Below are 24,708 nucleotides of genomic sequence, written 5' to 3'. Positions count from 1 at the left end.
CGCAGCGGCCGCCTGACGGGAACGCAACGCCGATGCGCGGAAAAAACCTCCACCAGTCCTTCACGCGCCGCCGCCTGCTCGGCGCCGCGGCGGCCGCCGGCGCGGCGAGCATGGTGGCGCTGCCGCCCAACCTGCGCCGCGCGCTCGCCGCCGCCCCGCCGAGCCGCGACCCGTCGCTGCGCGACATCAAGCACGTCGTCCTGCTGCTGCAGGAGAACCGCTCGTTCGATCATTATTTCGGCACGATGCCGGGGGTGATCGGCTTCTCCGATCCCAATGCGATCATGCTGCCGACCGGGCGCAACGTCTTCCACCAGCCTTCCGAGCATCATCCGGACGGCTATCTCCTGCCCTTCCATCTCGACAGCCGCACCACTTCCGCCCAGCGCATCCCCTCGACCGGCCATGGCTGGGACGTGCTGCACGAAGCCTGGAACGGCGGCGCGATGGATAGCTGGCTCACCGCGCATTACCGGCTCGACGGCAGCAAGGAGGATGTGCCGCTCTCGATGGGTTATTACGAAGCGGCGGACATTCCCTTTCACCGCGCGCTCGCCGAATCCTTCACGATCTGCGACCGCTATCACAGCTCGATGCTGGGCTCGACGGCGCCCAACCGGCTCTATTGGGAGACCGGCACGATCGATCCGCACGGCCTCGCCACCGGCCCGATCCTGAGCAACGAAGTGACGTCGCGCACCTGGCGCACCTATGCCGAGAACCTCACCGAGGCAGGGGTCAGCTGGCGCTGCTACCATGTGCCCGACGGGATGACGAGCAGCCTCAAATACTTCAAATCCTATCACGACGCGCCCGACAGCTCGCCGCTGCGCCGCAATGCGCGCACCGCTGCGCTCGACCAGTTCGAGCAGGACGTGCGCGACGACAAGCTGCCCACGGTGAGCTGGCTGTTCGCGCCGATCTGGCAGAACGAGCATCCCGCCCAGTCGATGCCCGCTGCCGGCGCCAAGTTCATCGCGTCGAAGCTCGAAGCGCTCGCCTCCAACCCGGAGGTCTGGGCCAAGACCGTGTTCATTCTCGCCTATGACGAGAATGACGGGCTGTTCGACCATGTCCCGCCGCCCACCCCGCCGGCGGGCACGGACGATGAATTCCCCAGCAAGCGCTCGCCCACCGGCGTCGATCCCAAGGGCTGGCCGATCGGCGCGGGCTTCCGGGTGCCGTGCATCATCGTCTCGCCTTGGACCGCCGGCGGCTGGGTGTGCAGCCAGCCGTTCGACCACACGTCGCAGCTCCAATTCCTCGAGAAGGTCACCGGCGTCGAGGCGCCCAACGTCACGCCGTGGCGCCGCCAGGCCTTCGGCGACCTCACCTCCGCCTTCCGCTTCGACGCAGCGCCGGGCGAAATCCCGGCGCTGCCCGATACGGCGAAGCGCTTCGTCGAGGCGCAGCAGCAGGTGGCGACGCTGCCGCCCCCTGCCGCCCCCCTCGCCAATCAGATCGTGCCCCGGCAGCCGCCGGGTCGTCCCGCGCGGCACACGCGCTGAGCCACTTCATCAAAGGATCGACGATGCGAACGATGCGACTTCTCGCCGCCGCCCTGGTCTTTGCGGCCACCGCCTCCCCCGCCGCCGCGCAGCACTGGACCCGGAGCTGGTCCGCCAGCCCGATGCCGGTGCGTAGCGGCCCCGATCAGCAGGCGCTGGCGCTGCACGACCAGACGCTGCGCCAAGTGGTGCGGCTGAGCGCCGGCGGCAATCGGCTGCGGCTGCGGCTGTCGAACGAATGCTCGCCGCTCGACATGGATATCGGCGCCGTCCACGTTGCGCTCGTCGACGCCAAGGGCAATGTCGTGCCGGGCACCGACCGGGTTGTGCGCTTCGGCGGGCAGGCGGCGCTGTTCGTCCCGGCCGGTGCGCCGCTGCTGAGCGACCCGATCGACCTGCCCGTCGCGCCGCTGTCGCGCCTCCAGGTCAGCATCCATTTCTCAGGCGACGTGCCCCGCCCGACGATCCACGAGCGGCCGGAGGCAAGCCTGTGGGTCGCGCCGGGCGACCAGACCGGTGCGGACAAGCTCAAGGATGCCGCGGCCTATCGCTCGGGTGTCGCGCTCACCGGCGTGGAAGTGGATAGCGAGCGGGCCCGCCGCACCGTGGTGACGCTGGGCGATTCGATCACCGACGGCGCCCGGATCACCCGCGATTCCGATCGGCGCTGGCCCGACGTTCTCGCCGAGCGGCTGCAGGCAGCCGGGATCGATGTCGGTGTCTCCAATGCCGGCATCAGCGGCAACCGGGTGCTGCATAATGGCACCGGCGACAATGCGCTGGCCCGCTTCGACCGCGACGTGCTGTCGGTCCCCGGCGCGAGCCATGTCTTGGTGTTGGAGGGGATCAACGATATCGGCCAGGGCTTTCGGCAGAACCCGCCCAGCCTGACGCCGGAGGCGCTCGTCGGCGCCTATCGCCAGATGATCAAGCGCGCCCATGCGCGCGGCGTGAAGATCCTGTTCGCCACGATCCTACCCTTTGGCGGCGGTGGCTCGTGGAAGCCGGAGGCCGACCAGCTGCGCCGAACGGTCAACCAGTGGATCCGGACCAACAAGGAGGCTGACGGCTTCATCGACTTCGATCGCGCGGTTGCCGATGCGGACAATCCGCTGCGCATGGCCGCCACTTATGACAGCGGCGATCATGTCCATCCGAACGACGCCGGGTATCGCGCAATGGGCGAGGCCGTCGACCTGAAGCTCTTCCGCTGAGCTTGGCGGCTCCGCGGGAGCCGGCCAGCGCAGGTGCAATCGACTCCGCGTCCTGGCCCCGCCAGCCCGATCCATCCCCTGGCGAGCCCCCATCTCAGTGCTCGTGCCCCGAAACGAGCCGAGGCGTGCGCCTGACGCCCCCGGAGTCGCCCCCACCTTCAACCCTATTTTCCGCTGGCGCCGTACCATGCCACGACGACCGGTCGCGCGCCGCGAGCGGCGCTGCGTACAACGCGACGGCCAGTCCCAGACACAGCAGGATCGCAACCGGAATGCCGAGCAATCGCGCGGTCGCCGCGGCCCAATTTGCCCGGCGCCGCGGTCGCGCCGAGCCTTGCGTACCGATAACGGACGCAGCCGCCGGGTCCGCCATAATGCACCAGGGACAACCGGCGGGCAGCGCGACATGCCCGCGCACGCGCTTGCACCGCGTCAGGCTTTGCTCGAACTTCGCGAGATGGTCGGCCCAATGCTGCGCGGATGGCCGCAACGGCTGGACATGCGAAAAGGCGTTGCGGAACATCTGCATCAGCTCGGCCGGGAGCATGTCCTGGATGCTCTTCGCATGCTGGCGTATCGGCGCCGCGGGATTGACGGTGAGCAGGTTGGCACGGATCCGCTCGGCATGGCTTGCCGGCGCGTCGGCGTCGGTCGGAATGCCGTTCATCGGATAGAGGTCGTTGTTGAGCAGGCGGAAGACGACCATCGCCAGCGCGAACAGATCCTGGCGCCTGTCGGCCAGATGCACCTTGCCGTGAAATTCCGGGGCGAGATATTCCTCGGTCGCGACCGCCGCCGGAAACACGCCGCCGGGCCCGTTGATCCTGCAGCCGTCGCAATCGACGATGACGACCTGCGCAGAGACGCGGTGGATGAAGATGTTCATCGGCTTGATATCGACCACCGCCTGCCCTGCGCGATGTGCCTGGGCGATGACGGCGGCGATGTTGCGCGCGACCTTGACCCGGAACCGATAGCTGGTCGGGCCATCGCCGGGCAGTCCGGCCTTCGCGCGCGCGGCGGGGATCAGCAGCGTCTCGAGGGCGAAATATTGGGCGGTGTCGATGCGCCGCATCGTGAAGCCGCGGAACGCGCCCAGGCTGTCCGTCACGATCCCCTGCGGCCACGCGAAGCCAGCGCTCCCCGCCGAGCCCGCGGGCGTTGCGAGCGGGCATGCGAGCATTGCCTCCACCTTCGCCCGCCGCTCGGGCCTGGGGTCGGCATAGAGCTTGATCACGCGCGTGCGGTCGCCGCGCACCGCGTGGATCCTGCCCTCGCCGCCCTGGCCGAGCGGGGCCTGGTCGATGGCGATCGGACGGCGGGGGCCCTGCCGATCCTGCACATAGAGGCGCATCACAGCCTCCCCTGCCGACGGCGCCAATGCCGGCACCGCCGGCGCCGCCGGCAGACGATCCGCGCAGCCAGGTCCATGCCGGCCTGACATGCGACGCGCGCCCCGCCGCCGGTGATCCACAACAACGTCTTGTCATCGTCGCAGGCAGCACGAACATCCTCGCGCGCGAGCAGATTGCGCAGCACCTTGGCGCCGGTATCGGGCGGCAGCCCGGCCAGCATCGTCAGCAAGGGAGCGAGAAAATCGCTGTCGGCGGCGGCGTGCGAGCGATCGAGCGCGAAGGGCGTGACTCCATCAGTCATCAGCAACAGGGCGTCGAAACCGTCGACCCAGGTGAAGCGCAGCCGCTCGCGCCAGTCCGACAGGGTCACGAAGTAGGTTTCGTTGCCATATTCGCCGTTCTCGGGCGGAGAGATCGCCGCCGCGGCCCATGCGCCGCCCTCGCCACGGCGCATCGCCAGCGCAGCGCCATCGCCGATGTGAAAGAGCAGCGCGCGTCCGCCTGAAAGCACCGCGCCGACCAGCGTCGCGTGGAAATCGCGAAGCGCCGCGCCGCGGTCCAGCGCAAGCGCCTCCAGCGCGCCGCGCGCCGCGGCGACGGCTGCGCACACCTGCGCCTCCAGCCACCCGGCATCGTCTTGCCGGGCGTCGGGCGTGACTAGCGCTGCTGCGATCCCCTTGCTGACCGACGCCGCGAGCGCGGTCGCGCCATCTGCGCCGAACCGGGCCGAGCCCGCTCCGTCGCAGACGCACGCGACCAGCCCCGGATCGGCCAGCGCCCAGCCAAAGGCGTCGTCGCACCCGGCGCCGCGGGCGACATGGCTTGGGCCGACGAGCGAGCAGCCCGCCGCGCGCCAGTGGCGCACGGCGAGGCCGTCGTTCTGCACGCGGCGCACTTCGCTCGCCGGGGCCATTCAGACCTCCACCGCGATCATCTGCCCCGGCGCGGGGATATTGCGCGTCGCGCCGGCCCCCGGCTCCGAAGCGGCCGAGAGCGAGCTGCTCAGCCAGACGAACATCGATTGGAGATCGGCGCCCTCGATGTCGAAGACGCCCATTCCGGGCCCGACGAACCGGCTGAGCTTGCCGGCCTGGCCGGGCTCGGTGGTCAGCGCCCAGACGACGACCTTCTTGTTCGCCGCAGCGGTGGCGCAGCGATCGGCCGCGGCTTCCCAGCCGGCATCCGTCGGCTCGCCATCGGTCAGGATGAACATCCAGGGCCGGGTGCAGGTGATGCCGTTCAGCCGCAGGCTCTGCTTCACGCGGTCGATCTCGTCGAGGCCCATCTCGACGGCGCCGCCCATCGGGGTCAGGCCGCTGGCGTCGAACGTCGGCGCGACAAAGTCTTCCGCCTCGGTCCAGTCCATCACGATCCGCGCGCTGTCACCGCCAAAGGCGATGACGCTGACCAGCACGCGCGAGGCGGTGAAGGGATCGTCCTTGATCGCGCGCTCGAAGTCGCGAAATCCGGCGTTGACCTGTTGCATCGGCCTGCCCTGCATCGAGGCGGAACAGTCGATCAGCAGCACGCAGGGCGTCCGCTGTTCGGTGTTGTTGACGGCGATATTGCTGACCTGGGGGACGCTGTCGTCCTGGTCGTAGATAGTGTCCATGATCAAGGCTCCTGCTATGGTATCCACGCTGAGCCGGCGTGCCCGGGCCGCATGGGGCAAAGCCCGGCCGCGCTCGGCTCGCCCCCTTGTCTAGGGTCGTGGAGCAGGCTGGCGATTGCACCGGATTGCACGGCGCGCGTCGGCCGGAGCTTGATCGGTCCGGGCAGGTTTGGGATGCTGTTCGCAACGACGGCGGCAGGACGGAGGCTGACGCGATGGCTGCCTCGAACGAACCGATGACCCGCCTCCGCGCCTGGCGGCCGGCGCTATGGCATGTCGCGCGCCGCTGGAAGGTCCTCGCCTCGGTCGCGCGGCATCGCAGGCTGCATGGCGACGGCTGGGACGAGCTCTATTCGCTCGCGATCGTCGCCGATGTCGCCGTGGAAGGAGGGTGGCGCATCCTGTTGCCGCTGGCGGCGCGCGGCATGGCGCATGCCGGGCGGCGCGAAACGCGGATGCACCATGTCCAGAACCTGGAGGACATGGCCGATTTCGCGCTGCGCCGCGGAAGCTGGGCCGAGGCGGTCCGGCTGGCCGAACATGCCGGCGCGATCGAAGCGAACGGCCCCTTCACCAGCGCGCATATCGAAACCGCGCTGCGCGAAGCGGCGGCAGGGCGGGAGGTCACCAACTATCGCCGGGTCTATTCGCGCGCGCCGGTGCTGCGCACGATCGTCTCGGACGGCATCGTCGCGAGCGTCGACCGCCTGCGATGGCTGCCCCCCGCCGCGGCCGACCTGCTGGCACCGCTCTGGCTCGTCGCCCTGAACGAATTTCTGATCGAGGTGCATCCCACCCCGCGCCGAATCCACGGCCTCGATACCGGTCCGCTGGTCCTGCGCTGGATGCGACGGCGATGGGCGCAATGGCGCGGCGTGTCGGCGGCGCAGCTTCCCCCCGGCCTGCGCCTGGCAATCGTGCCGGCCTCCGGCGACATCGTCTTTCGCGCTTCGGACGGCGCGAAATCGGTGGCCGGCAACCTGGAAGGCCCCCGCAAATGGCCGACCGGATGGGACGGCAAGGGCCTGTTCGTCACGCCGCCGCACCATATCGCGCTCGCGCTCTACGATTTCCATCGCATCGGGCGGACCCGGACCGCGGAGGCGCTGACGGGCCCCGCCACGCTGTTGCGGCTCGGCGGGCTTCTCGTCGGCGAGGCGCTCCGGCGGCTCGGTTCGGCCGGCGCGGATCGGCTGCTGCACGTGCAAGGCGGGGGGGTGTTCCACGCGCTGCCATGGCCGGCGCTGCAAGTCGATGGCGAGAACCTGGTCGAGCGGTTCGATCTGGTCACCGACGATGGGATCGAGATCCCGGCCGACAAGGGCCGCGCGCCCCGCGTGGCCGCGCTGTGGGGTGTCAGCCCGAACATGGCGATCGAGGCACGCCGGGTCGTCGAGCAGGCAAGCGCCGCCGGATTCCCCGCCGGCGACGCCGCCCCGCTGAGCCGCACGACGCTGGACGCGGCGCTCGAAACCGCCACCGTGCTCCATATCGCATCGCATTATATCGGCCATCCCCACGACGCGCGCCGCGGACGGCTCCAGCTGGCGGACGGCGATTGGCTCGAAATCGACATCGCTGCCACCGCCTGCCGCGGCATCGAACTCCTGTTCCTGGCGGCATGCGAATCGGGCACGCCGATCGAGGGAGACGGCGAGACTGCCAGCGACGGCACCACGCCGTGGCGCCTTGCCGGCGCGCAGGCGGTGGTCGCCACGCTATGGCGGATCGACGACCGTCACACGCCGGCACTGGCGGATCGCTTCTACGCGCACCTGTTCGCAGGCGCCGGCCGCGCTGCCGCGCTGGCGGACGCGCAGCGGGCGATGCTGGCGGAGACGCACGTGCTGGCCGGTGCCGAGCGCTTTCTGGAACCCTCCGAAGATGCCGAGCCCGGCCTCGCGATCGGCACGTCGCATCCGCGCATCTGGGCGGCGTTCCGGCTCACGGGCGCCGCCGGTCCGATCACCCTCCGCATCGATCCGCCCGCCGGTCAGGGCGTCTCGATACGATAGCGTCGGACAAAACAGTCGACACCGGCCAGTCCGTTCGGCCTGCCGGCCGCCCGCAGCAGTCCGAAAAGGCCGTCCACGCTGACCGGCTTGCCGAAATCGCCGCCGATCGCGTCGCGCACCATCCCGCTCGCGCTGCGATCGACCAGGACGAACAGGCTGTAGAGCCCGCGCAGCCTGGCGACCTTGCCGAACGCGATCCTGGGCGGCCCCGCTTTCTCGATCGGCCCGCCAGGAACGGTCCAGCGCACCAGCCGGTCCCAATCCTCTTCCCAGCAATAGGAACCGCTGGCGCCATAGGGCGAGCTCGGGCGCGGGTCGCGCACCGTGACCGCCCATATTTCGCAAGGCGGCGCCAGTTCGAAGTCGAGCGTCGCGTATAGCTGCTGCTCGGGCTGGAGCGGCAACGGCTCCCAGTCCCACACGCGCCGGAGCGGCATCACCTGTTCGTCGCCGAAGCGTTCGGAAGCCTGCCCCTCGCCTTGCCGGCCGCAGAACACCACCGGCCGTGCCGCATCGCTGTGCGCGCTCAGCCCGTTCAGCATCGCCATCAACCGCACATGCGCGGTCTCCAGGCTAGCCCCCTCCTGCGCGCCCTCGATCAGCACCGCCGCACGTCCGGCGAACTCGAGCAGCGAGCGCTGCAGGTCGGGCGCCGTGAAGCCGGCATTGCCGGGATGCGTGTTCGCCATATGGCTGGTGATCCAGCCGTCATGCGTGCCCGGCGCATAGTGCGCGCGCGCTTCCGGCGCCTGCGCCGCCAGTGCATTGAGCAATTGCGCCAGCATCGCGCCATCCCTGGCGGTCAGCGCGACCTTGCCGAGCTTCTTGCGGTTGAAGGCGGGGCCGAAGCCATCGCCGTCATCCCCCATGACGAAGCGCGCCAGCGCCGCATCGGGCCATTCGCTATGCGTCAGCCCAGCGATCGCTCGGAAGATCTCGAGCTTCTCCTCGAGATCGAGGACCGTGGCCTTGTCGAATCCGGCACCCGCGAGCGCATAGGCGCGGTCCCCCATCGTCGATCGATAAAAGCTATCGTCGAGCTTGAGCGGAACGAACGCTTCCTCGTCAGCCATGCCTCAACTCCCCGACCGCCAAACCTGACGGCAAGCCCCGGCCAAAGGCAAGCCCGATTGTAGGCTTCACGGCACGGTCGGGTCGCCGTGCAATCCCGTGCACCCGACGAACGATTACCGGCGTGACAGACCAGCGCGTGCCCAATTCCGGGCGACGACGAGGATCATGCATGAAATCCAGCCCGCCCCGCGCCGGACAAGGCCATGCCGCCCCGCGCACCGCAAACCGCCCGCCCCCCCGGCCCGGCATCAACCCGCCTGGCGTCCTGCCTGGAGGCAGCGCGGTGCCGCGCGCCGCAACGGGTGCGCCGCCCGGGGCGCGAGTCCGCTGCTTCACCCCCTATTATCTGACGCGGGAAGGCGATGTGCGGATCGTCACGCGGCTGGCATTCTCGCTCGCCGCGCTGATTGCAGGTGCAGTCTCGCTGGCGCTCGCCTGGCGCGATCTCAGCGCCCAGTCGGCAACCCCGGTGCTCGGCCTGGGCTTCGGCAGGCTGGCCGCGCTGCTCCAGGCCGGCGGTTGGCCGGGCGGCTGGCTGGTGTCTGCGCTGGAGTTCGCGCATTTCGGCGGGCTCGCTTTCGCCTTCGCCGCCTCCGCCTGGTTCGGCGCGGCGCGCAAGCCGCCCGAATTGCCGACCGAGGAGCTGATCTTCTTCCGCCGCCAATCGCGCTGGGTGGCGGCCAACCCCGCCGGCCTGGCGATCCTTGCCTTCATGGCGGGCGCGTTCCTGGCTGCGATCGGCCTGCCGCTGCTCTCGGTCGTCCCCGAAGTGTTCGGGCTCTCGCTATTGTCGGCCGCGGTCTGGCTGTTGCTCGTTCCCGAGGCGCGCACCGCGATGGCCGTGTTCCTCGATCAGAACATGGGCTGGTCGAACCGCATCGTGTTGTCGGGTGGCCTGTTTCGGCTGGGGAGCCGGCTGACGATCAGCAAGGACGATCTGCAACAGGCCAATGCCCGCGACTTCGGCAGGCTCGAGATGCTGGGCGGCGCGCGCTCGATCGAGCTGGTCTATCGCGGCATGTCCGGCACGCAGGAGCGGCTTCTGCTTCGCGGCATCTCCCAGGACCCCGAAGTCGGCGTGCTCGCCAGCATCCTGAACACCAAGTTCCGTCTGGCGCTGACCGCTCCGGCGCTCGACGCCACCCTGCGCATGCACCGCGCACCGCTCGGCCTCACCCTCTGAACCCTTCCCGAACCCTTTCATCCAGGAGAACGACCATGTCCCCCGACGACCATGACGACAGCGCTCTCGACGCGCACCACTGCACCGAAATCTACGACACGGGCGCCGCCGCGATGGGCATCTGGGCCGCGGCGCACCCGTCGGCCCCGGGCGCCCTAGCCGGCGCCCTCGCGCTCGGCACGCACCTTGTCGGCGAAGCGGTCTGCAACGGCGGGATCGATCTGGGGCCGCCGCCCTCCTATATCGACGGCAAGATCGGCTATGATCCGGCACACGACTCTCCGCCCGGTTTCGGCTCCGATCATCCGGACGCGGCTGCTCCCGACCCTGTCGGCGGATTCGACTATTCCGCTCCATCCGATTCCGGCGGCGGTTTCGACTATTCGGGCGATTCGTCCGATTCGGGCACCGTCTAGATGCGTTTGCGCCCGCCAATTCCGCTTCGCGCGCGAGGTATCCCGGCGGGACTCCTCGCGCGCGCTCTCGTGCACGCGGCGTCGACGGGGCGGAAAGTGATCCGAAATGGTCGTTCGGTTAATTTTGGCTTGACGATCCCCCGTCCGACGCCGTTCGCTAGCAAAGCCCAGAGGGGGGCAAAAAGATGAATCAGAATTCGCTCAACGGATTTTTGATGAGCGCCTTGATGATCCTGGCGTTGATCGCAGTCGGTCTCCTGCTGTTGCTGCCGCTTTCCTGGCTTGCCTGCGCAGCCAAGGAAGCGCTGGAGCCGCGGCTGAAGGAATGGCGTGCCAACGCAATCGGATGGCTTCGGCCCTTTTCGCCGATCTGGGCATGGCGCACGGGCTATGCGCTGCCGGAGCGCTATCGCGGCGAAGACCCGGTCGTCTACGTGATCGTCGACCAGCGGCTCGCCCAGGTTACCCAGTCGATGCGCCGCGTCGCCAAGTCGATGCGCGAAGCGACCTCGCGGATCGCCGGGCTGGGCGGAACTGCGGGACCGGGCGCACTGTCGCGCGAAGTCACCGGGATGCAGCGCCGGCTCGAGGAGCTCGCCGAAATGGGCGGCGAGATCGACGAGGATCTCTTCAAATCCTACCAGGGCCGGGCCAACGCGATCTTCGTGTTCTGGGCCAGCGTGCTGTTCGGCATCGCCGCGTGCGCCGTGAACGGCAACCTGCTCAACCTGTTCTTCCAGGACGTGTTCCACAACCGTGTGGCCGGCATCCCGGCGTCGGTCCTCGTCGCGACGGGGTTTATCCTCGGCGAGATATCGCTCGGGTTCGGCGCCGCTTATTTCAAGCACGGCAGCCAGACCGCGCTACAGTATCTGTGCTGCTTCGCCGTCGTGCTCGCCGCCTTGTTCGAAGCCATCATCTTCGGGCTGGTTAGCAGCGGGTTCGATCTGGATATCGAGTATTTCGACACCTATCCGATCCTCAAATTCTGGATGGCGCCGCTGGGGCTGATCTTCGTCACCGCGACGTTCATCATCGGATATCTCCTGCACCAGTCCCATGACGCGATCACCGCGAACAAGGCGGCGCTTCGCCTGCGCCGCGAGATCCGCGCGCTCAACAAGCTGACCGGCGAGCTGCCGCGCCACTGGGACCAGATCCGCGCCAAGGCGCATGGCGCCGAATCGGCGATCAGCCAATATGTCGCCTCGCTCGGCAACAAATCGGGGGCGCTGACCGGCTCGGTCGACGCCGTCACCCGCGAGCGCGATGCGGTGCTCGAGGCGCTCGCCAACGCGCGCACCGACGACTGGCGGCAATGGCTGGACGGCGCTGCCGGCGACGCCCGGCTCTATCGCGCCGCCAGCGTGGGCATCGCCGCGCTCAGCATCGCAGTGATCGGCGCATTCGCCTGGGGCCTGTCGATCCAGGTGGGCGGCGTCTATTCCGGGCTGCAAGGCTATCCCGCCTGGGCGATCGGCCTGCTCGGCGCGATCGGCTGCTATCTGCTCGGACTGCCGGTTCTCGCGCGCATCCAGATGGTCGATCACCGCCAGACCCGGGTCTTCTCGCACCGGAGCGAACCCTGGCAGCAAGCGGCAGCGGGGGCACTGGGTGCGATGATCGTGACCGCGCTGATCTGGCTCGGCCTGCGCTGGGGCGGGACGAACGCCCTTCCCTTCAGCCTGCTGATGGTCGCCTCGGCCGGTGTGCTGGCGGTGCTCGGCTATTCGATCGAGCGGGCGCTGATGGGCCTGGTCGATGCCGCGGCGACCGCCCTCGCCATCGCGCTCGCGGCGTTCTTCCTGTCCGGCGCCGTGCTGACCTATGCGCTGATGGCGCTCGCCTGGCTGCTCATCGCGCTGTTCCTGGGGCTGCTCGAAGTGCTGGCGCTGCCGTGGAAGCAGATCCGCAAATGGCTTCGCCCCGAACATGCCGCGCTCTCGTCGATCGGTGCGGCGTGAGCCGGGGCTGGCTCCGCACGGCAGCGCTGGCGTTCCTGCTTGCCGCAAGCTGCAGCGATTCGTCGCCGGTAGCGGCCACGCAGATCTTCGTGCTCGTCGATCTGTCGAAGACCTGGCTCAACCCCGGCCAGCAGGAGCGCAACCGCAACGCGCTGACCGAGACCATGGCCGGCATCGTCCAGGCGGCCAACGACAGCAGCGTGGACCAGCCGATCGAAGTGCAGGAGCGCGCGATCGGATCGGGGAGCCTCGAGCGCCTGTTGCTCTGCCATGTCCGGTTGAAATCCACGATTGCCCCGATCGCCTCGTCGGCGCCCAACGAAGTCAACAACACCCGAAAGCTCGCATCCTATCTCAACGGCGACAGTTGCAACGGCAAGGTGCTCGGCCTGCCGCCGGAGCAGGACACCGAGATTTCCAGCGCGCTGCTGTCGGTCGGCGACTGGCCGGGCCGGGGCGCGAAGCGCCGCATCCTCCTCGTCCTCAGCGACTTCCTGGAGGAGACCGACGCGCCGAGCGAATTGCCCGCGGACATGACCGGGTTCGAAGTGCTGCTGATCTACCGCCCGGTCAGTGCCGACTTCGCGATGCCGGCATCGATGCGGATCCGCATGGACGAATGGCGCCAGCTCATGACGGAGCGCCACGCGAAGGTGGAAAAGGTCCCCGACACGGCATTGTCGCGCCAGCTGATCGCAGACTATCTCATCAAGGGAATCGGCAAATGACCGACGCCGCCGATCCCGCCCCTCCCCTTCGCCGCAAGCGCAGCGTCAGGACCGCCGCCGCTGCGCCCCCACCGCCCGGCGATGCCGCGACCGCGGAGTCCTTCGAGGCGCCCGGCGCACCCGCCGCCAGCGGCCCTGCGATCCCCGGGCTGGGGGTGCCGGGGCAGCGCCAGGTCAGCCTCGCCTTCCTGATCTGCATGGTTATCGGCCTGGTCTTCGCCAGCCTGGGGATGAGCACCGCGCCGCTGCTCCACGTGGTTTCGGTCTTCGGCATCTTCCTTTCGGTGATCGCCTATCCGTTGATCGGCGTGATGGCGGGCTGGCCCCGGCGGCCGGCGCTGATCGAGCGTTTCGCCGACAATTGCTATTATCTCGGCTTCATCTTCACCCAGGCGGCATTGCTCTTCTCGTTCGCGCCGGCGACCTTCTCCGACGCGACGCAGATCACGCCCGAGACGGTGCTGCGCTTCTTCGGCATGGCGGTGGGCGCGTCGCTGATCGGCCTGATCGCCCGCACCTTCTTCATCCAGACCTCGTCCGCCACGGCCGAAGTCAGCGAGACCGCGCAGAACGAGCTGACCCGCGTCGCGCGCCAGCTCACCGGCACCATCAGCGAAGTGGTGCGCGACTTCGACGGGCTGATCGGACAGTTCCGCAACATCCCGAGCCAGATCGACGCACGGCTGGCGACGCAGCTCGACAGCGTCGGCGCAACGCTGAACGGCTATGACGCCACGGTGCGCACCGGCATGGGCTCCTTCGCCGAACGGCGCGACGCGTTCGACAAGAGCGTCGCCGACGCCGCAGCGGGGATGGCGGCCCAGAACCAGGCGCTGCGCGAGGAATTGACCGATGCGGGCAACGCGGTGCGGAGCCTGTCGGCATCCTACCGCACCAATCTCGACCAGAATCTGGAGATGCTCCACGGCCTGTCCGCGGGGATGAAGGACGGCGCGCAGATCCTGCAGTCGATCAACGGGATCGGCAGCGATATCGCCGCGCTGGGCCCGCGGCTCGATGCCGTGCGCGAGTCGAGCGACGGGGCGGTTCGCCACGCGTCGGAGATCGGGACGCGGCTGGAAACCGGCGCCAGGGAGCTGTCCGAGCAGATCGAGCGCACGCGAGCCGAGTTCACCCAGGCGCTTGATGCCGCCGCCGACGATGTCGGCCAGCAGCTCGGCACGGCTGGCCAGCGGGTTGTGGGGGATGCGCAGGCCCGGGCCGCGGCCTTCTCCGACCAGTTGCAGACGTCGTTCGGCGACTTTGAAAAGGCCGTCACCGCATTCCGCGAAGAGCTGGCCCGCCTGCGTGACTGAGGGCGCCGATGCCGATCGCCGCAGCGCCGCCGCCGCGGAAGCGATGCTCCGCATCCGCCGCGAGCGGGTGCATACGACGATGCTGATCGAGCTGTTCGTGCTGCTGGTGTTCCTGGCGATCGCCTTCGCCTTCTTCCAGAAGGACCCGCGGCACACCGCGGTCGATCAGCTCCGCTCGCAGATCGACAAGCTCGAGAGCCAGCTCAAGGACGCAAAGGCTGACATTTCGCGGCTGCGCGGCGAGCGAGAGGCATTCAAGCGCAAATATGAGGAAGTCGCCGAAGCCAATCGCCGGCTGATCAACCAGGTCACCGGCACCGCCGTCGCCAATGACCGGATCATGCTGACCAGGACGCAATATGACCAGGTGATGGAGAGGCTCAACGCCCTGGCGCTGCAGCTGGACGCCAGCCAGGCGCAGAGCAAGTTCCTTCAGGCGAAGCTGGATGCCGATCCCAACAGCCACGGCAAGGACCTGCCCCCCTGCGAAGTCAACGCCAAGTTCCTGCTGACGATCGACATGCTCGGCAATGGCAACTTCCGGGTCCACCCCGCCTGGGCGCCAAGCGAAGCCGCCGGGCTGGCCGCGGTTCCGGGGCTCACCGACCTGACCGGATCGAGTGCGCTCACGCCGGCCAAATTCAGGTCCTATGCCGGGCAGATCAAGCAATGGGGCATGAATCAGCGCCCGATCCCCTGTGGCTTCCGCGCGAAGTGGGAGCGCCTGCACGCCAATCCCGACCTAAGCGACAAGCAGCGGAACCTCATCTCCCAATATTTCTACATCCCGGCATGATTGCCGCAGCGCACCGCGCGCAACGCCGCCGCCGGTGGCGCTGGCTTAGGCGGCGGCTGTTTCCCGGTCGCCGGATCGCCAGGCGATGGCAACGCCTGCGCCGGTATCTGGCGCGGTTTCGCTGGCGATGGCGCAAGGCGCCGCTGGCGCCCGTCGCAGCGATTTCCACGCGGCTCGACCCGCCAGTGCAGCTGCCCGATACCTCCCCGAGCAACCGCGACAAATTCCTCGCCCCGCTCCTCGGCACGCGGCCCAGGACGCTCGAGGCGCGCGTACCGTTCGAACGCGAGCCGCCGCCCCCGCCAGCCATCGCGCTGGGCGCCAAAGCCCGGGCGCGCTTCCAGGCATTGCTCGACAGCCCGCACGATCGCCCCGACTGGCCGCAGCCGCCGGCCGGCGACGCGCTGCGCCCGCTGGTCGAGGACATGCTCGACACGGTCGATCATGTCCTCGACCGGATAGCCGGCGAAATCGCCGCGTCGATTCCCCCGCAAATCCAGGCACGCCCGCTCGTTGCCGCGCTCGGCCGATCACGCGCGCTGGAATTTGCCCAGCTGATCGCGCCGCTGCTCGGCACATCGGTGATGCGAGCGAGTATAGGACAGGCAGATGCGGTCTTGCTCGACGCAGCGCGCACGCGCGGCTGGCTGCGCTTCGGCTGAACGCGATCGCGAGTTCGGGCCTCGGGCGGCGGAGACCATTCGGATCCGCCGCCCGGGTGCCGCTCAGTTCGGCTTCATCACCAGCATCTGGACGGTACCGGGAATGGCTTCGGGCCAGCCCAGCTTGTTCAACGGGCCGAAACGCGCCGTCGGCAGATAGAGCGTGCCCGTGGTCGGATCGACCGCACCCGTGCGCGTGCCGATCTGCGTCGGCACCACTTCCTCGACATGGATGTCGCGCCTGCCGTCGACCTTGAGGACGGTCAGCACGCCGTCATAGGCCGAAGGCACGAAGGCGCGCTTGCGCACCTTGTCGTAGATCACGGCGTCCGCGCCCTTGCCTACCGGCAGGGTGGCGAGTTCCTCGCCGGTCTTCGCGTCGAGCACCTTGAGCATGTTGTTGAAGCACACCGACAGGATGACATCGGCGCCCTCGACATAGGCCATGCCCGAGGGATCCTCGCACCCGGTCATCTTCCACTTGCCGACCAGCTTGCGCTTCACGGCGTCGAACACGATCACCGAAGCGGATTCCGAGGCGTTGACGAACACGCGGCCGCGGCCGTCGGTCTGCGAGAATTCGAGCGGCTCGCCGAGCTCGATCGTGCCATCGACTTCCTTGGTCGCGGGATCGATCGCCGCGGCCTTGCCGTGCCCGCCCATCACCCAGACGCGCTTGCCGACCGGCTCGTAGACGGCAGAATCCGATGCCTGGTCCAGTTCGACCAGCTTGATGATGTTGCCCTCGACCGTCGAGAACAGGATTGCCGAGCTGTAGCCGGCCATCGTCGTCAGCATCGCATCGCCGCCCGGCAGCGGGATCACCGCGCGGCCTTCGGAACCCGGGATGAAGCGGTTGTCGATCAGGCCGCTGTCCAGGTCCATCTCGAAGACGCCGTTGCCGCGCGCCGCGAACAGACGGTGATGCACCGGCTCGACATTGACATAGTCCCACCAGCCATCGCCGATCGGGATGCGATCGACGATATGATAGCCGGGTGCCGGCGCGGCGCTGGCGGCGGGCGCGGGCGCCGGGGCAGCGGTCTGCGCACTGGCCGTCGCGGCGAGCGCGAACATGCCGGTGCATGCGATCGTGGTGGTCAGCAATCGTCCCAGAAACTTCATCCGCTTCACTCCCCGTTTTGGTTGGTCGATGGCCGGCGGCTGATCGCGAAGAGCAGCGTCGGCAGGAATGCGAGCACCAGCGGTGCGCCGATGACGAGCCCCGCGATGATCGCGGTGGCGAGCGGCGCCTGCAGCCCGGCGCCGCGGCTGATGCCAAGCGCCAGCGGCAGCAGCGTCAGCACCGCGATCAGCGCCGACATCAGGATCGGCCGCAGCCGCGCCCTGCCCGCCTCGAGCAGCTCCTCGATGGTCAGCGTGGCGCCCGTCGGCAGTTCGGCAAGATAGAAGATCGCAAGCTCGGTGATCATGCCGACCACCATGGTCAGGCCCATCAGCGCCGAGATGTCGAGCTCGGTCCCGGTCAGCCACAGCCCGAGGAACACCGCCGCTGTCGACAGCAACACGGTGCCGATCACCGCGATCGTATAGGCCCAGCGCTCGAACAGCAGCGTCAGCAGCAGTGCCGACAGCAACAGTGCGGCGACGAACACGGCGATCAGGTCCGAGAAGCTCTGCTGCTGCTGCGCGTAGAGGCCGCCATAATCGACGCGGATCGTGGGCGGCAGATGCAGCGCCTCCACGGCGGCCTGCACCTGCTGCATGCCGGTGCCGAGATCCTTGCCTTCCAGCCGCGCGGTGACCGGAATGAACGGCGCAAGGTCCTCGCGCGTGATCTGGCGCTGCCCCGCCGCGATGCGGATCGTCGCGATCGAGCCCAGCGCAGTGGTGCGGCCATCGGCTGCCCGGACGAGGAGCTGGCCCAGCGCATCGGCGCGGCTGCGCAGGTCCTGGGGCAGCCGGACGCGCACATCGAGCACCTGCTCGCCCGCGAGGATCTGGGTGGCGACGGTGCCGCCCACCTGCGCCTCGACCTGCTTGGCAACGGCATCGGGATCGAGCCCGACCAGCGCCGCCGCGGCGCGGTCGACATGGATTTCGATCGCATCGCCCGCAACCCGCAGGCCGTCGACGACTTCGACCACGCCGCCGATCTTGCCGATCGCCCCGGCGACCTTCCGCGCGGACGCGACGAGCTCGGCATCGTCGTCGCCGAACAGCTTGACCTCGATCGGCTCGGGCACTGCGGTCAGGTCGCCGATCAGGTCTTCCATCAGCTGGGCCGTCTCGATCTCGAGCCCGGGCACCTGCTTGTCGACCTTGTCGCGAATCTCGGCCATCACTTCGCCGATCGGCCGGCGGCTCCCGCCCTTCAGGCGGATGAAGAAGTCGCCTTCGTCGGCCTCGGTCAGGCCGCCGCCGAGCTGGACGCCGGTGCGGCGCGAATAGCTGGTGACCTCGGGGGTCTCGCGGATGATCGTCTCGACCTGGCGCAGCAGGCGATCGGTGTCGGACAGCGCCGCGCCCGACTTGGCCTTGTAGTCGAGGATGAAGCCGCCCTCGTCCATCACCGGCATGAAGCCCGATTCGAGGCGGGTCCAGGCGAAGCCGCCCGCCGCGACGAGCAGCGCCGCGGTCAGCCCGGCGGCGAGGGCCGGGCGGGCCAGCGCGCGGGCGCCGAACCTGCCGTACCAGCGCGCCAGCGTACCGGTCATCCGCTCGGCCTTGTCGGCGGCCGCCACGTCCCCGAGCGTCAGCCAGCGCTGCGCGACCAGCGGCAGCACATAGCGCGCGTAGAGCAGCGACACGCCCAGCGCGGCGACCATCGTCACGGCCAGCGCCTTGAAGAATCCCCCGGTCACGCCGGAGATGAAGGCGAGCGGCAGGAACACCACGATCGTCGCCAGGGTCGATCCGAACAGCGGGCGCGACATCTCGCGCGCGCTGGCGAGGATCGAAGGCGGCTCGGCCTCCCCGCGCCCGTCCTGCAGCCGCCGCATCAGGTGCTCGAGCATCACCACGGCATCGTCGACGACCAGGCCCACGGCAGCGGCCATGCCGCCCAAAGTCATCATGTTGAAGCTCATATGGAGCGCAAATAGCGCCAAACAGGTCGCTGCAAGCACCGCCGGGAGCAGCAGCGCGGTGATCACCATGAGCCGCCACGACCGCAAAAACACAAACAACACCACGCCCGCAAGTAATGCGCCGAGCAGAATAGCTTCACGCACTGCATCAGCCGCGCCGACCACCAGCTCCGATTGATCGTAGAACGGGCTGACCTTGACCGTGGCGGGCAGCTTCGCGCCCTTCAGCCGATCGGTGATCTCCTGGACGAGCTTCACCGCATCGGCGCTCGGCGCCTGGCGGATATTGACCAGCACGGCGTTGGTGCCGTTCGAGGTGACGCGCACCCACGCCGGCGCCGGGGCGCGGCGGATGTTTGCGACCTGGCCGAGCGTGACCACCCCGGCGCCCGCCGCCGTGCCGGCCTTTACCGGGATCGCGGCGATATCGGCCTCGCTGGTCAGCCGGTCATCGACTAGCGCGAGATAGAGCCGGTGGCGATCCTCGATGCGCCCGACCGCCGAAACGCTGTTCGCCGCACCGATCGCGGTGGCGACATCGGCCAGGGTGAGGCCAAGCGTTTGCAGCCGGGCCGGATCGACCTCGACTTCCATTTCAAGCGGTGCGCCGCCGAGCACATCGACGCCAGCGACGCCCGGCACTGTCGAAAGCAGCGGGCGCAGGCGAAGCTGGGCGAGCTGGGCCAGCGCCACGCCGTCGAGCTTGTCGGAGGTCAGCGAGATGCCGAGCACCGGGAAGATCGTCGGATCGGAACGGCGCACGCTGAACCGGGTGCCAGCCGGCAGATCGGGCAGGATCGTGGCGAGCGCGCCCTGCGTCGCCAGCGTCGCGTTGGTCATGTCGTCGCCCCAGCCGAAGCTCAGCGCGATCTCGGCGGCGCCGCGGCTGGTGGTCGAGCGAATCTGGGTGACGCCCGGGATCTCGCGCAGCGCGATCTCCGTGGGGCGCGAGATATCTGCGGCCATCTGCGTCGCGTCGCGTTCGCCGGCATCGATCGAGACGACGACGCGGGGATAGTCGATGTGCGGGAACAGCGTGACCGGCAGCTTCAGCGCGCCGAACAGGCCGGCGAGCGTGATCAGGAAGACGCCCAGCCAGATCGAGCGCGCGTGGCGATGCATCAGGTCGCTCATTGCTCGCGCACCTTGGCACCGTCCTCGAGCGCGGTGCCGCCCTCGGTGACGACCCTGTCGCCCTGGGCCAGCCCATTCAGGATCCGGATGCGGTCGCCCGACGAGCTGCCCGGCAGCACGTCCTGCTGGTGCGCCACGCCGCCCTTGACGACGAAGACGTAGCTCTTGCCGCCATCGTCGAGCAGCGCGGCATAGGGGATGGTGATCCCGCTCGCCTGCTGCGCCAGCACGAGCGAACCGCGCAGTGCCTCGCCCGGCGCGACCGGGAAGGCGGCGGGAAGATTGGCGTAGACGGCAGAGAGCCGGGTCGTCGCATCGACCTGGCCGTCGACACCAGCCACGGTCACGCTCGCCCGCGCATCGCCGGAAACGCTCTGAAGCTGGAGCGGCTGGCCCGGATGCACGCGCTGGACGAGGGCGGGATCGACTCCCAGGCGCGCACGCAGATTGCCCTGCGCCACCACGACCGCAGCAGTGGTGCCCGCCGCGAGCTGGTCGCCATTCTTCGCCGTCAAGCCCTGCACGACGCCCGATACCGGCGCGCGCAGCGCCACGCCGCCGCGCGACATGCCGAGATTGCCGAGCGTCGCGTGGGCGACCTGCCCGGCGGCGCGCGCCGTCTCGACCTCGGCGTCGGACACCAGGCCATCGGCGCGCAGCCTTTTGGCGCGGGCAAGGGCGGCATCGGCGGCCTGCGCGTCGGAAGCGGCCTTGGCGAGGTCGGTGGCGGTCGCGCGGCTGGGCCGCAGCGTCAGGATCACCTGTCCGTCGCGCACCGCCGTGCCGTTCGGGCTGACGATCCGATCGACGATCGCCTCTGCCGGTGCGACCAGCGCATGCTCGCCGCCGGGTCCGGCTTCGGCCACACCGTAGACCGCGACTTCGGATGCCGTCGCCCCCAGCTCCGCCGGCGCGGTCTTCACCTGCGCGACCGGCTCGGCCTTCGCCTCTTCGCCGCCATCGGCCGCAGGGCCGCCACAGCCGGCAAGCAGGGCGAGCGGAAGCAGCGCGGTCATCCGCATCATCGGGTCCATCCTTCGCTGGGGCCGCCCGAGAGAAGCTCGAGGGCGATAGTCTGTTCGGCGATCTGTTGGTCGAGCTGGGCCAGGCGCAGTTCGCGGTCGCGCAGCGCCTGCTCGGCAGTAGCTGCGGTGGCCGGAGCAAGATCGCCGCGCTTCGCTGCCCTTGCCGCACTATCGGCGAAGGCGTGGCTGGCGGGCATCTGCGCGAGCAGTGCGGCGCGTTGCTGCCGCAGCAGGCCGATCGCCTCCGCCGCGGCGCTGATCTCGGCGCGCGTCTGGAAGAGGCGCGCTTCATATTCGGCCTTCAACTGCTCGCGCGTCGCCTTGGCGACGGCGATGCCACCGCGATTGCGGTTCCATAGCGGCAGCGTGAAATCGATCGCCGGGCCTAACGTGGTGTTACCGCTGGTATCGCGGGCGCCGGCGACGGTGAGCGCCAGCGTCGGGAACTGGTCGAGCACGGCCTTGTGCAGCTCGGCCTCACCGACCGCATAGCCCGCGCGGAGTGCCTGGAGGTCAAGCCGCCGCTCCAGCGCCTGCGCCACCAGCGTCGCCGCGGCAGGCGCGACCGCGGGCTCGGGCGGCGGGGCAAGCAGCAGTACCGTCTCAGGCGGCAGGCCGAGCAGCTTGTTGAGGTCTCCCCGTGCGGCGGCAAGCTCGGTCTCGGCGGTGCCCAGTCGCTCGCTTGCATCGGTCAGGGCCGTGCGGCGGGTATCGAGATCGGCAGCGGCGATATCGCCCCTTCCTGCCGCGCGCCGCGCATGCTCGAACAGCGTCTGCGCCGAAGCCGCGCTGGCCCTGGCGAGCGCCAGCTGCTTCTCGAGCGCGACGATCCGCACGCCCTGCAGGCGCGCCTGGCCGGCAGTCTGCCACTCGGCCCAGGCCAGATCGAGCCGGACCTGCCGCTTGCTCGCCTCGGCATTCTGGCGCGACACCTTGGCGGTACGCAGCTGGTTGAGGTCGAACGCCAGCTGGCCGCCAAATGCGTTGTACGGGTCCGGGCCGGACACCAGCTTGTCGAAATTGGCCTGGAAGGTCGGATCAGGGAGCAGCCGCGCGGCAAAGGCCTGCGCGTCGGTGACACCCAACTTTGCCCGCTGTGCCTTGAGATCGGGATTTTCGAGCACTGCGACGATCGCCAGCGCATTGGGCGTCAGCGGCCTAGTCCAATCGATTGGCTCGGGCGTGAGATAGGGCCGGTCGATCTTCTGCGCATCCGCCGAGAGGATGGCCATGTCCGGCGCTGCAAGCACTGCCGCCGGTTCGGCGAGCGGCGCCGCGCGATAGGATGCGCAGCCGCTCGCCAGCAGTGCAGCAGCGCTCGCGCAGAGAAACACCCGCATTCCGCCTCGCCGCACTTCGCGCTCCCACTTCTCGATAGCGGCGGACTATGGACGGGTGGCTATTGGCCCAGCATTGGCCGAACATTGGGAATCGCCAACTTGCCGGTCGCTGGCGATCGGACCCATTTGCGGCGTGGAAACTGGACCTCAGGCGATATGAAGCTGCTGTTGCTCGAAGACGACGAGGCCACGAGAACGCAGGCGGTGCGCATGCTCACTGCGGCCGGGCATGTCGTGGAGGCGTGCAGCTCGGGGAACGACGCGCTCTTCATGGCGAGCGACGGCGACTACGGCGTCCTGATTCTTGACCGGATGGTGCCGGGGCTGAACGGTCTGTCGGTCCTCAAGGCACTGCGCGCCGCGGGCATCCGTACGCCGGCGCTGCTGCTCACCTCGATGGAGGGGATCGACGACCGAGTCGAAGGCCTGGAGGCCGGCGCCGACGACTATCTGGTCAAGCCCTTTGCCGGCGCCGAGTTGCTCGCCCGGATCAACGCACTCTCGCGCCGCCCGCCGATCGCCGACGTCGCGGTCACTCTCACCGTCGGCGACCTCGTCATCGATCGGCTCAAGCGCACCGTCACCCGTGCCGGCACGCGCATCGAACTGCAGGCGCAGGAGTTCAAGCTGCTCGACTATCTCATGCAGCATGCCGGCGCCGTCGTAACGCGAACGATGCTGCTCGAGAATGTCTGGTCCTTCCATTTCGACCCGCAGACCAACGTGATCGAAAGCCATATGAGCCGGCTGCGCGCCAAGGTGGATCGCGGTTTCGGCAAGGAGCTGATCCAGACGGTGCGCGGCGCTGGTTACCGGATCGATGGCTGAGCCGGTGCAACGGCGCCGCAGCGCGCTCAACAGCGGCGCCTTCCGTTTCGCGCTGATCTTCGCTGCCGTTTTCGCCTGCGCGTCGTTCCTGTTGCTCGACCAGGTCTATCAGCAGATTGGCAGCTATGCGGAACAGGCAACGATCGGGGCGCTCAAAACCGAGACCGCGTCGCTGACCGCCGGCAATCGCGCCGACCTTCCCGCAGAGATCCGTCTGCGCACCGCCGCCACGCCGGACGGCACGTTCCTCTATCTTCTCGTCGATCCGCACGGCCGGCAGCTTGTCGGCACGATACCAATGTCGGCTGCCAGGCCGGGCCAGGGCCGGATCTCGATGCGCGAGCCGGGCCGGTTCGAGCCGGAGGAGCTCGCTACCCTGGGCACGCGCCTGCCCGACGGCGCGCTGCTCGTCGTCGCGACCGACAGCTTCGACATCGGCTGGATCCGTGGGCAGATGATCCGGTTCATGATCGCCTGGGCGGTAACCGTCACGCTGCTCGCGCTGGCGGCGGGCTGGGCTGCCGCATGGCTGTTCCTGAAGCGGCTGAGCGCGGCCAATTCGGCGATCGACCGGATCATGGCCGGCCGCACCGAGCAGCGCATCCCGATGATCGGCCTCGCCCCCGAGCTCGACGATCTCGCGCGCAACCTCAACCGCATGCTCGAACGGATCGATGGCCTGATGGAGGGCCTGCGCCAGGTCTCCACCGACGTCGCGCACGACTTGCGGACCCCGCTCACGCGGTTGCGCCAGATGCTCGAGGCCGCACGCGAAGCGGCGCAGCGCGATGAGGCCGTGTCCGGCATCGATGCGGCGATCGCCCAGGCCGATCAGCTGCTGGCGACCTTCCGCGCGATCCTGCGCCTGGCCCAGATCGAAGGCGGCGGCCGCCGGGCGCCGTTCGAGTCGGTCGATCTGGGCGCGCTGCTGCATGGGTTGGTCGAAACCTATGAGCCGGTCGCCCATGACGCCGAACACGTCCTGACCGCGCCGATAGCCGAAACGGCGCCGATCTCCGGCGACGCCGAACTGCTTGCCCAACTCTTCGCCAACCTCATCGAAAACGCGATCCTCCACACCCCGGCCGGCACGCAGGTCCGCGTCGACGTCGAAGCCGTGGAAGAAGGGTTTCGTGCCTCGGTGATCGACAACGGTGCCGGCGTTTCCGCCGCCGAGCGCGCCCACCTCACCCGCCGCTTCTACCAGGTCGATCCGAGCCGGAGCGCCGGGAGCGCGGGGCTCGGACTCGCCATGGTGAGCGCAATCGCGCAGCTGCACGGCGCCCGGCTCGAGATAGGCGACGCAGGCCCGGGCCTGCGCGTCAGTCTGGTTTTCGCGCGCGTGCGGTAGCGATATTCGACACAGCCAAGCTTGCGCCCCTTGACAGATCACGAGCGCGTAATATCTGCAGATGCAGATAATGCCCGGTGAGATGAATGGCTGTATTCAACCTTGAAGACTGTGCCGCAAGTCGGTCCCCCGGCCGC

Annotated in this window: 20 protein-coding genes; 12 read left to right on the top strand and 8 right to left on the bottom strand. The window is 68.9% G+C overall.

Going from position 1 to position 24,708, the window contains the following annotated elements; all coding sequences use genetic code 11:
• The first annotated feature begins 32 nt into the window (after positions 1-32).
• Both ABLE38_RS16535 and ABLE38_RS16530 read left to right on the top strand, forming a co-directional pair.
• Positions 33-1,508, top strand: a complete 1,476-nt coding sequence (locus tag ABLE38_RS16535; protein WP_348975346.1) for an alkaline phosphatase family protein — start codon at positions 33-35, stop codon at positions 1,506-1,508.
• Positions 1,509-1,540: 32 nt separating this feature from the next.
• Positions 1,541-2,722 (top strand): SGNH/GDSL hydrolase family protein, encoded by a 1,182-nt coding sequence (locus ABLE38_RS16530; protein ID WP_348975345.1) that lies wholly within the window; start codon positions 1,541-1,543, stop codon positions 2,720-2,722.
• 94 nt (positions 2,723-2,816) lie between these two features.
• Here ABLE38_RS16530 and ABLE38_RS16525 read toward each other — a convergent pair whose 3' ends face one another.
• Genes ABLE38_RS16525 through ABLE38_RS16515 form a run of 3 tightly spaced genes read right to left on the bottom strand, consistent with a single transcriptional unit; the run spans position 2,817 to position 5,689 of the window.
• Positions 2,817-4,076 carry a hypothetical protein gene (locus tag ABLE38_RS16525; protein WP_348975344.1) on the bottom strand — a complete coding sequence of 420 codons (1,260 nt, stop codon included), beginning with the start codon at positions 4,074-4,076 and terminating at the stop codon, positions 2,817-2,819.
• Positions 4,076-4,990, bottom strand: coding sequence for a PP2C family serine/threonine-protein phosphatase (locus ABLE38_RS16520; RefSeq protein WP_348975343.1), 915 nt, complete (start codon positions 4,988-4,990; stop codon positions 4,076-4,078). The genes ABLE38_RS16525 and ABLE38_RS16520 overlap by 1 nt, the downstream gene beginning before the upstream one ends.
• Entirely contained in the window at positions 4,991-5,689 is a 699-nt protein-coding gene (locus ABLE38_RS16515; RefSeq protein ID WP_348975342.1) for a VWA domain-containing protein, read from the bottom strand.
• 236 nt (positions 5,690-5,925) lie between these two features.
• On the opposite strand from ABLE38_RS16515, the gene ABLE38_RS16510 reads away from it, so the two are divergent.
• Complete coding sequence (locus tag ABLE38_RS16510) at positions 5,926-7,704, top strand: CHAT domain-containing protein (protein WP_348975341.1); 1,779 nt, start codon at positions 5,926-5,928, stop codon at positions 7,702-7,704.
• Here the strand turns inward: ABLE38_RS16510 and ABLE38_RS16505 are convergent.
• Positions 7,683-8,777 (bottom strand): hypothetical protein, encoded by a 1,095-nt coding sequence (locus ABLE38_RS16505; RefSeq protein ID WP_348975340.1) that lies wholly within the window; start codon positions 8,775-8,777, stop codon positions 7,683-7,685. The two genes, ABLE38_RS16510 and ABLE38_RS16505, sit on opposite strands and share 22 nt — an antisense overlap.
• A 284-nt stretch (positions 8,778-9,061) precedes the next feature.
• Here ABLE38_RS16505 and ABLE38_RS16500 point away from each other — a divergent pair, with 284 nt between their 5' ends.
• The 7 genes from ABLE38_RS16500 to ABLE38_RS16470 all read left to right on the top strand — a co-directional run bounded on the left by ABLE38_RS16500 (position 9,062) and on the right by ABLE38_RS16470 (position 15,843).
• Positions 9,062-9,961 carry a hypothetical protein gene (locus tag ABLE38_RS16500; protein ID WP_348975339.1) on the top strand — a complete coding sequence of 300 codons (900 nt, stop codon included), beginning with the start codon at positions 9,062-9,064 and terminating at the stop codon, positions 9,959-9,961.
• 35 nt (positions 9,962-9,996) lie between these two features.
• Positions 9,997-10,377, top strand: a complete 381-nt coding sequence (locus ABLE38_RS16495) for a hypothetical protein (RefSeq protein ID WP_348975338.1) — start codon at positions 9,997-9,999, stop codon at positions 10,375-10,377.
• A gap of 215 nt (positions 10,378-10,592) precedes the next feature.
• Complete coding sequence (locus ABLE38_RS16490; RefSeq protein WP_348975337.1) at positions 10,593-12,341, top strand: hypothetical protein; 1,749 nt, start codon at positions 10,593-10,595, stop codon at positions 12,339-12,341.
• Positions 12,338-13,069: a hypothetical protein gene (locus ABLE38_RS16485; protein WP_348975336.1), complete on the top strand. Its 732-nt coding sequence runs from the start codon at positions 12,338-12,340 to the stop codon at positions 13,067-13,069. The genes ABLE38_RS16490 and ABLE38_RS16485 overlap by 4 nt, the downstream gene beginning before the upstream one ends.
• The gene (locus tag ABLE38_RS16480; protein ID WP_348975335.1) at positions 13,066-14,385 is read left to right on the top strand and encodes a hypothetical protein; all 1,320 of its coding nucleotides are present in this window, start codon (positions 13,066-13,068) and stop codon (positions 14,383-14,385) included. Before ABLE38_RS16485 ends, ABLE38_RS16480 begins: the two co-directional genes overlap by 4 nt.
• On the top strand, positions 14,378-15,181 hold the full coding sequence (locus ABLE38_RS16475) for a hypothetical protein (RefSeq protein WP_348975334.1): 804 nt from the start codon (positions 14,378-14,380) through the stop codon (positions 15,179-15,181). The genes ABLE38_RS16480 and ABLE38_RS16475 overlap by 8 nt, the downstream gene beginning before the upstream one ends.
• The gene (locus ABLE38_RS16470) at positions 15,178-15,843 is read left to right on the top strand and encodes a hypothetical protein (protein ID WP_348975333.1); all 666 of its coding nucleotides are present in this window, start codon (positions 15,178-15,180) and stop codon (positions 15,841-15,843) included. The genes ABLE38_RS16475 and ABLE38_RS16470 overlap by 4 nt, the downstream gene beginning before the upstream one ends.
• Before the next feature lie 63 nt (positions 15,844-15,906).
• Here ABLE38_RS16470 and ABLE38_RS16465 read toward each other — a convergent pair whose 3' ends face one another.
• Genes ABLE38_RS16465 through ABLE38_RS16450 form a run of 4 tightly spaced genes read right to left on the bottom strand, consistent with a single transcriptional unit; the run spans position 15,907 to position 22,392 of the window.
• The gene (locus ABLE38_RS16465; RefSeq protein ID WP_348975332.1) at positions 15,907-16,968 is read right to left on the bottom strand and encodes a hypothetical protein; all 1,062 of its coding nucleotides are present in this window, start codon (positions 16,966-16,968) and stop codon (positions 15,907-15,909) included.
• Between the two features lie 5 nt (positions 16,969-16,973).
• Positions 16,974-20,027, bottom strand: a complete 3,054-nt coding sequence (locus ABLE38_RS16460) for an efflux RND transporter permease subunit (RefSeq protein ID WP_348975331.1) — start codon at positions 20,025-20,027, stop codon at positions 16,974-16,976.
• Positions 20,024-21,052, bottom strand: coding sequence for an efflux RND transporter periplasmic adaptor subunit (locus ABLE38_RS16455; RefSeq protein WP_348975330.1), 1,029 nt, complete (start codon positions 21,050-21,052; stop codon positions 20,024-20,026). Before ABLE38_RS16455 ends, ABLE38_RS16460 begins: the two co-directional genes overlap by 4 nt.
• Positions 21,049-22,392, bottom strand: coding sequence for a TolC family protein (locus ABLE38_RS16450; RefSeq protein WP_348975329.1), 1,344 nt, complete (start codon positions 22,390-22,392; stop codon positions 21,049-21,051). Before ABLE38_RS16450 ends, ABLE38_RS16455 begins: the two co-directional genes overlap by 4 nt.
• Positions 22,393-22,548: 156 nt before the next feature.
• Between ABLE38_RS16450 and ABLE38_RS16445 the strand changes: the two genes are divergently transcribed.
• Both ABLE38_RS16445 and ABLE38_RS16440 read left to right on the top strand, forming a co-directional pair.
• Positions 22,549-23,220, top strand: coding sequence for a response regulator transcription factor (locus ABLE38_RS16445; protein WP_348975328.1), 672 nt, complete (start codon positions 22,549-22,551; stop codon positions 23,218-23,220).
• Positions 23,213-24,571 carry a HAMP domain-containing sensor histidine kinase gene (locus tag ABLE38_RS16440; protein WP_348975327.1) on the top strand — a complete coding sequence of 453 codons (1,359 nt, stop codon included), beginning with the start codon at positions 23,213-23,215 and terminating at the stop codon, positions 24,569-24,571. Before ABLE38_RS16445 ends, ABLE38_RS16440 begins: the two co-directional genes overlap by 8 nt.
• The last annotated feature ends 137 nt before the right edge of the window (positions 24,572-24,708 follow it).

Origin of the sequence: Sphingomonas sp. KR3-1, from assembly GCF_040049295.1 — a bacterium.
Classification (GTDB): domain Bacteria; phylum Pseudomonadota; class Alphaproteobacteria; order Sphingomonadales; family Sphingomonadaceae; genus Sphingomonas.
Note: the sequence above shows the minus strand (reverse complement) of the source record. Positions and strands in the feature narration are given on the sequence as shown.

Coding starts and splice junctions, on each gene's coding strand:
- ABLE38_RS16535 (WP_348975346.1), top strand. CDS start 33: ATGCGCGGAAAAAACCTCCACCAGTCCTTCACGCGCCGCCGCCTGCTC.
- ABLE38_RS16530 (WP_348975345.1), top strand. CDS start 1,541: ATGCGACTTCTCGCCGCCGCCCTGGTCTTTGCGGCCACCGCCTCCCCC.
- ABLE38_RS16525 (WP_348975344.1), bottom strand. CDS start 4,076: ATGCGCCTCTATGTGCAGGATCGGCAGGGCCCCCGCCGTCCGATCGCC.
- ABLE38_RS16520 (WP_348975343.1), bottom strand. CDS start 4,990: ATGGCCCCGGCGAGCGAAGTGCGCCGCGTGCAGAACGACGGCCTCGCC.
- ABLE38_RS16515 (WP_348975342.1), bottom strand. CDS start 5,689: ATGGACACTATCTACGACCAGGACGACAGCGTCCCCCAGGTCAGCAAT.
- ABLE38_RS16510 (WP_348975341.1), top strand. CDS start 5,926: ATGACCCGCCTCCGCGCCTGGCGGCCGGCGCTATGGCATGTCGCGCGC.
- ABLE38_RS16505 (WP_348975340.1), bottom strand. CDS start 8,777: ATGGCTGACGAGGAAGCGTTCGTTCCGCTCAAGCTCGACGATAGCTTT.
- ABLE38_RS16495 (WP_348975338.1), top strand. CDS start 9,997: ATGTCCCCCGACGACCATGACGACAGCGCTCTCGACGCGCACCACTGC.
- ABLE38_RS16490 (WP_348975337.1), top strand. CDS start 10,593: ATGAGCGCCTTGATGATCCTGGCGTTGATCGCAGTCGGTCTCCTGCTG.
- ABLE38_RS16480 (WP_348975335.1), top strand. CDS start 13,066: ATGACCGACGCCGCCGATCCCGCCCCTCCCCTTCGCCGCAAGCGCAGC.
- ABLE38_RS16470 (WP_348975333.1), top strand. CDS start 15,178: ATGATTGCCGCAGCGCACCGCGCGCAACGCCGCCGCCGGTGGCGCTGG.
- ABLE38_RS16465 (WP_348975332.1), bottom strand. CDS start 16,968: ATGAAGTTTCTGGGACGATTGCTGACCACCACGATCGCATGCACCGGC.
- ABLE38_RS16460 (WP_348975331.1), bottom strand. CDS start 20,027: ATGAGCGACCTGATGCATCGCCACGCGCGCTCGATCTGGCTGGGCGTC.
- ABLE38_RS16455 (WP_348975330.1), bottom strand. CDS start 21,052: ATGATGCGGATGACCGCGCTGCTTCCGCTCGCCCTGCTTGCCGGCTGT.
- ABLE38_RS16450 (WP_348975329.1), bottom strand. CDS start 22,392: ATGCGGGTGTTTCTCTGCGCGAGCGCTGCTGCACTGCTGGCGAGCGGC.
- ABLE38_RS16445 (WP_348975328.1), top strand. CDS start 22,549: ATGAAGCTGCTGTTGCTCGAAGACGACGAGGCCACGAGAACGCAGGCG.
- ABLE38_RS16440 (WP_348975327.1), top strand. CDS start 23,213: ATGGCTGAGCCGGTGCAACGGCGCCGCAGCGCGCTCAACAGCGGCGCC.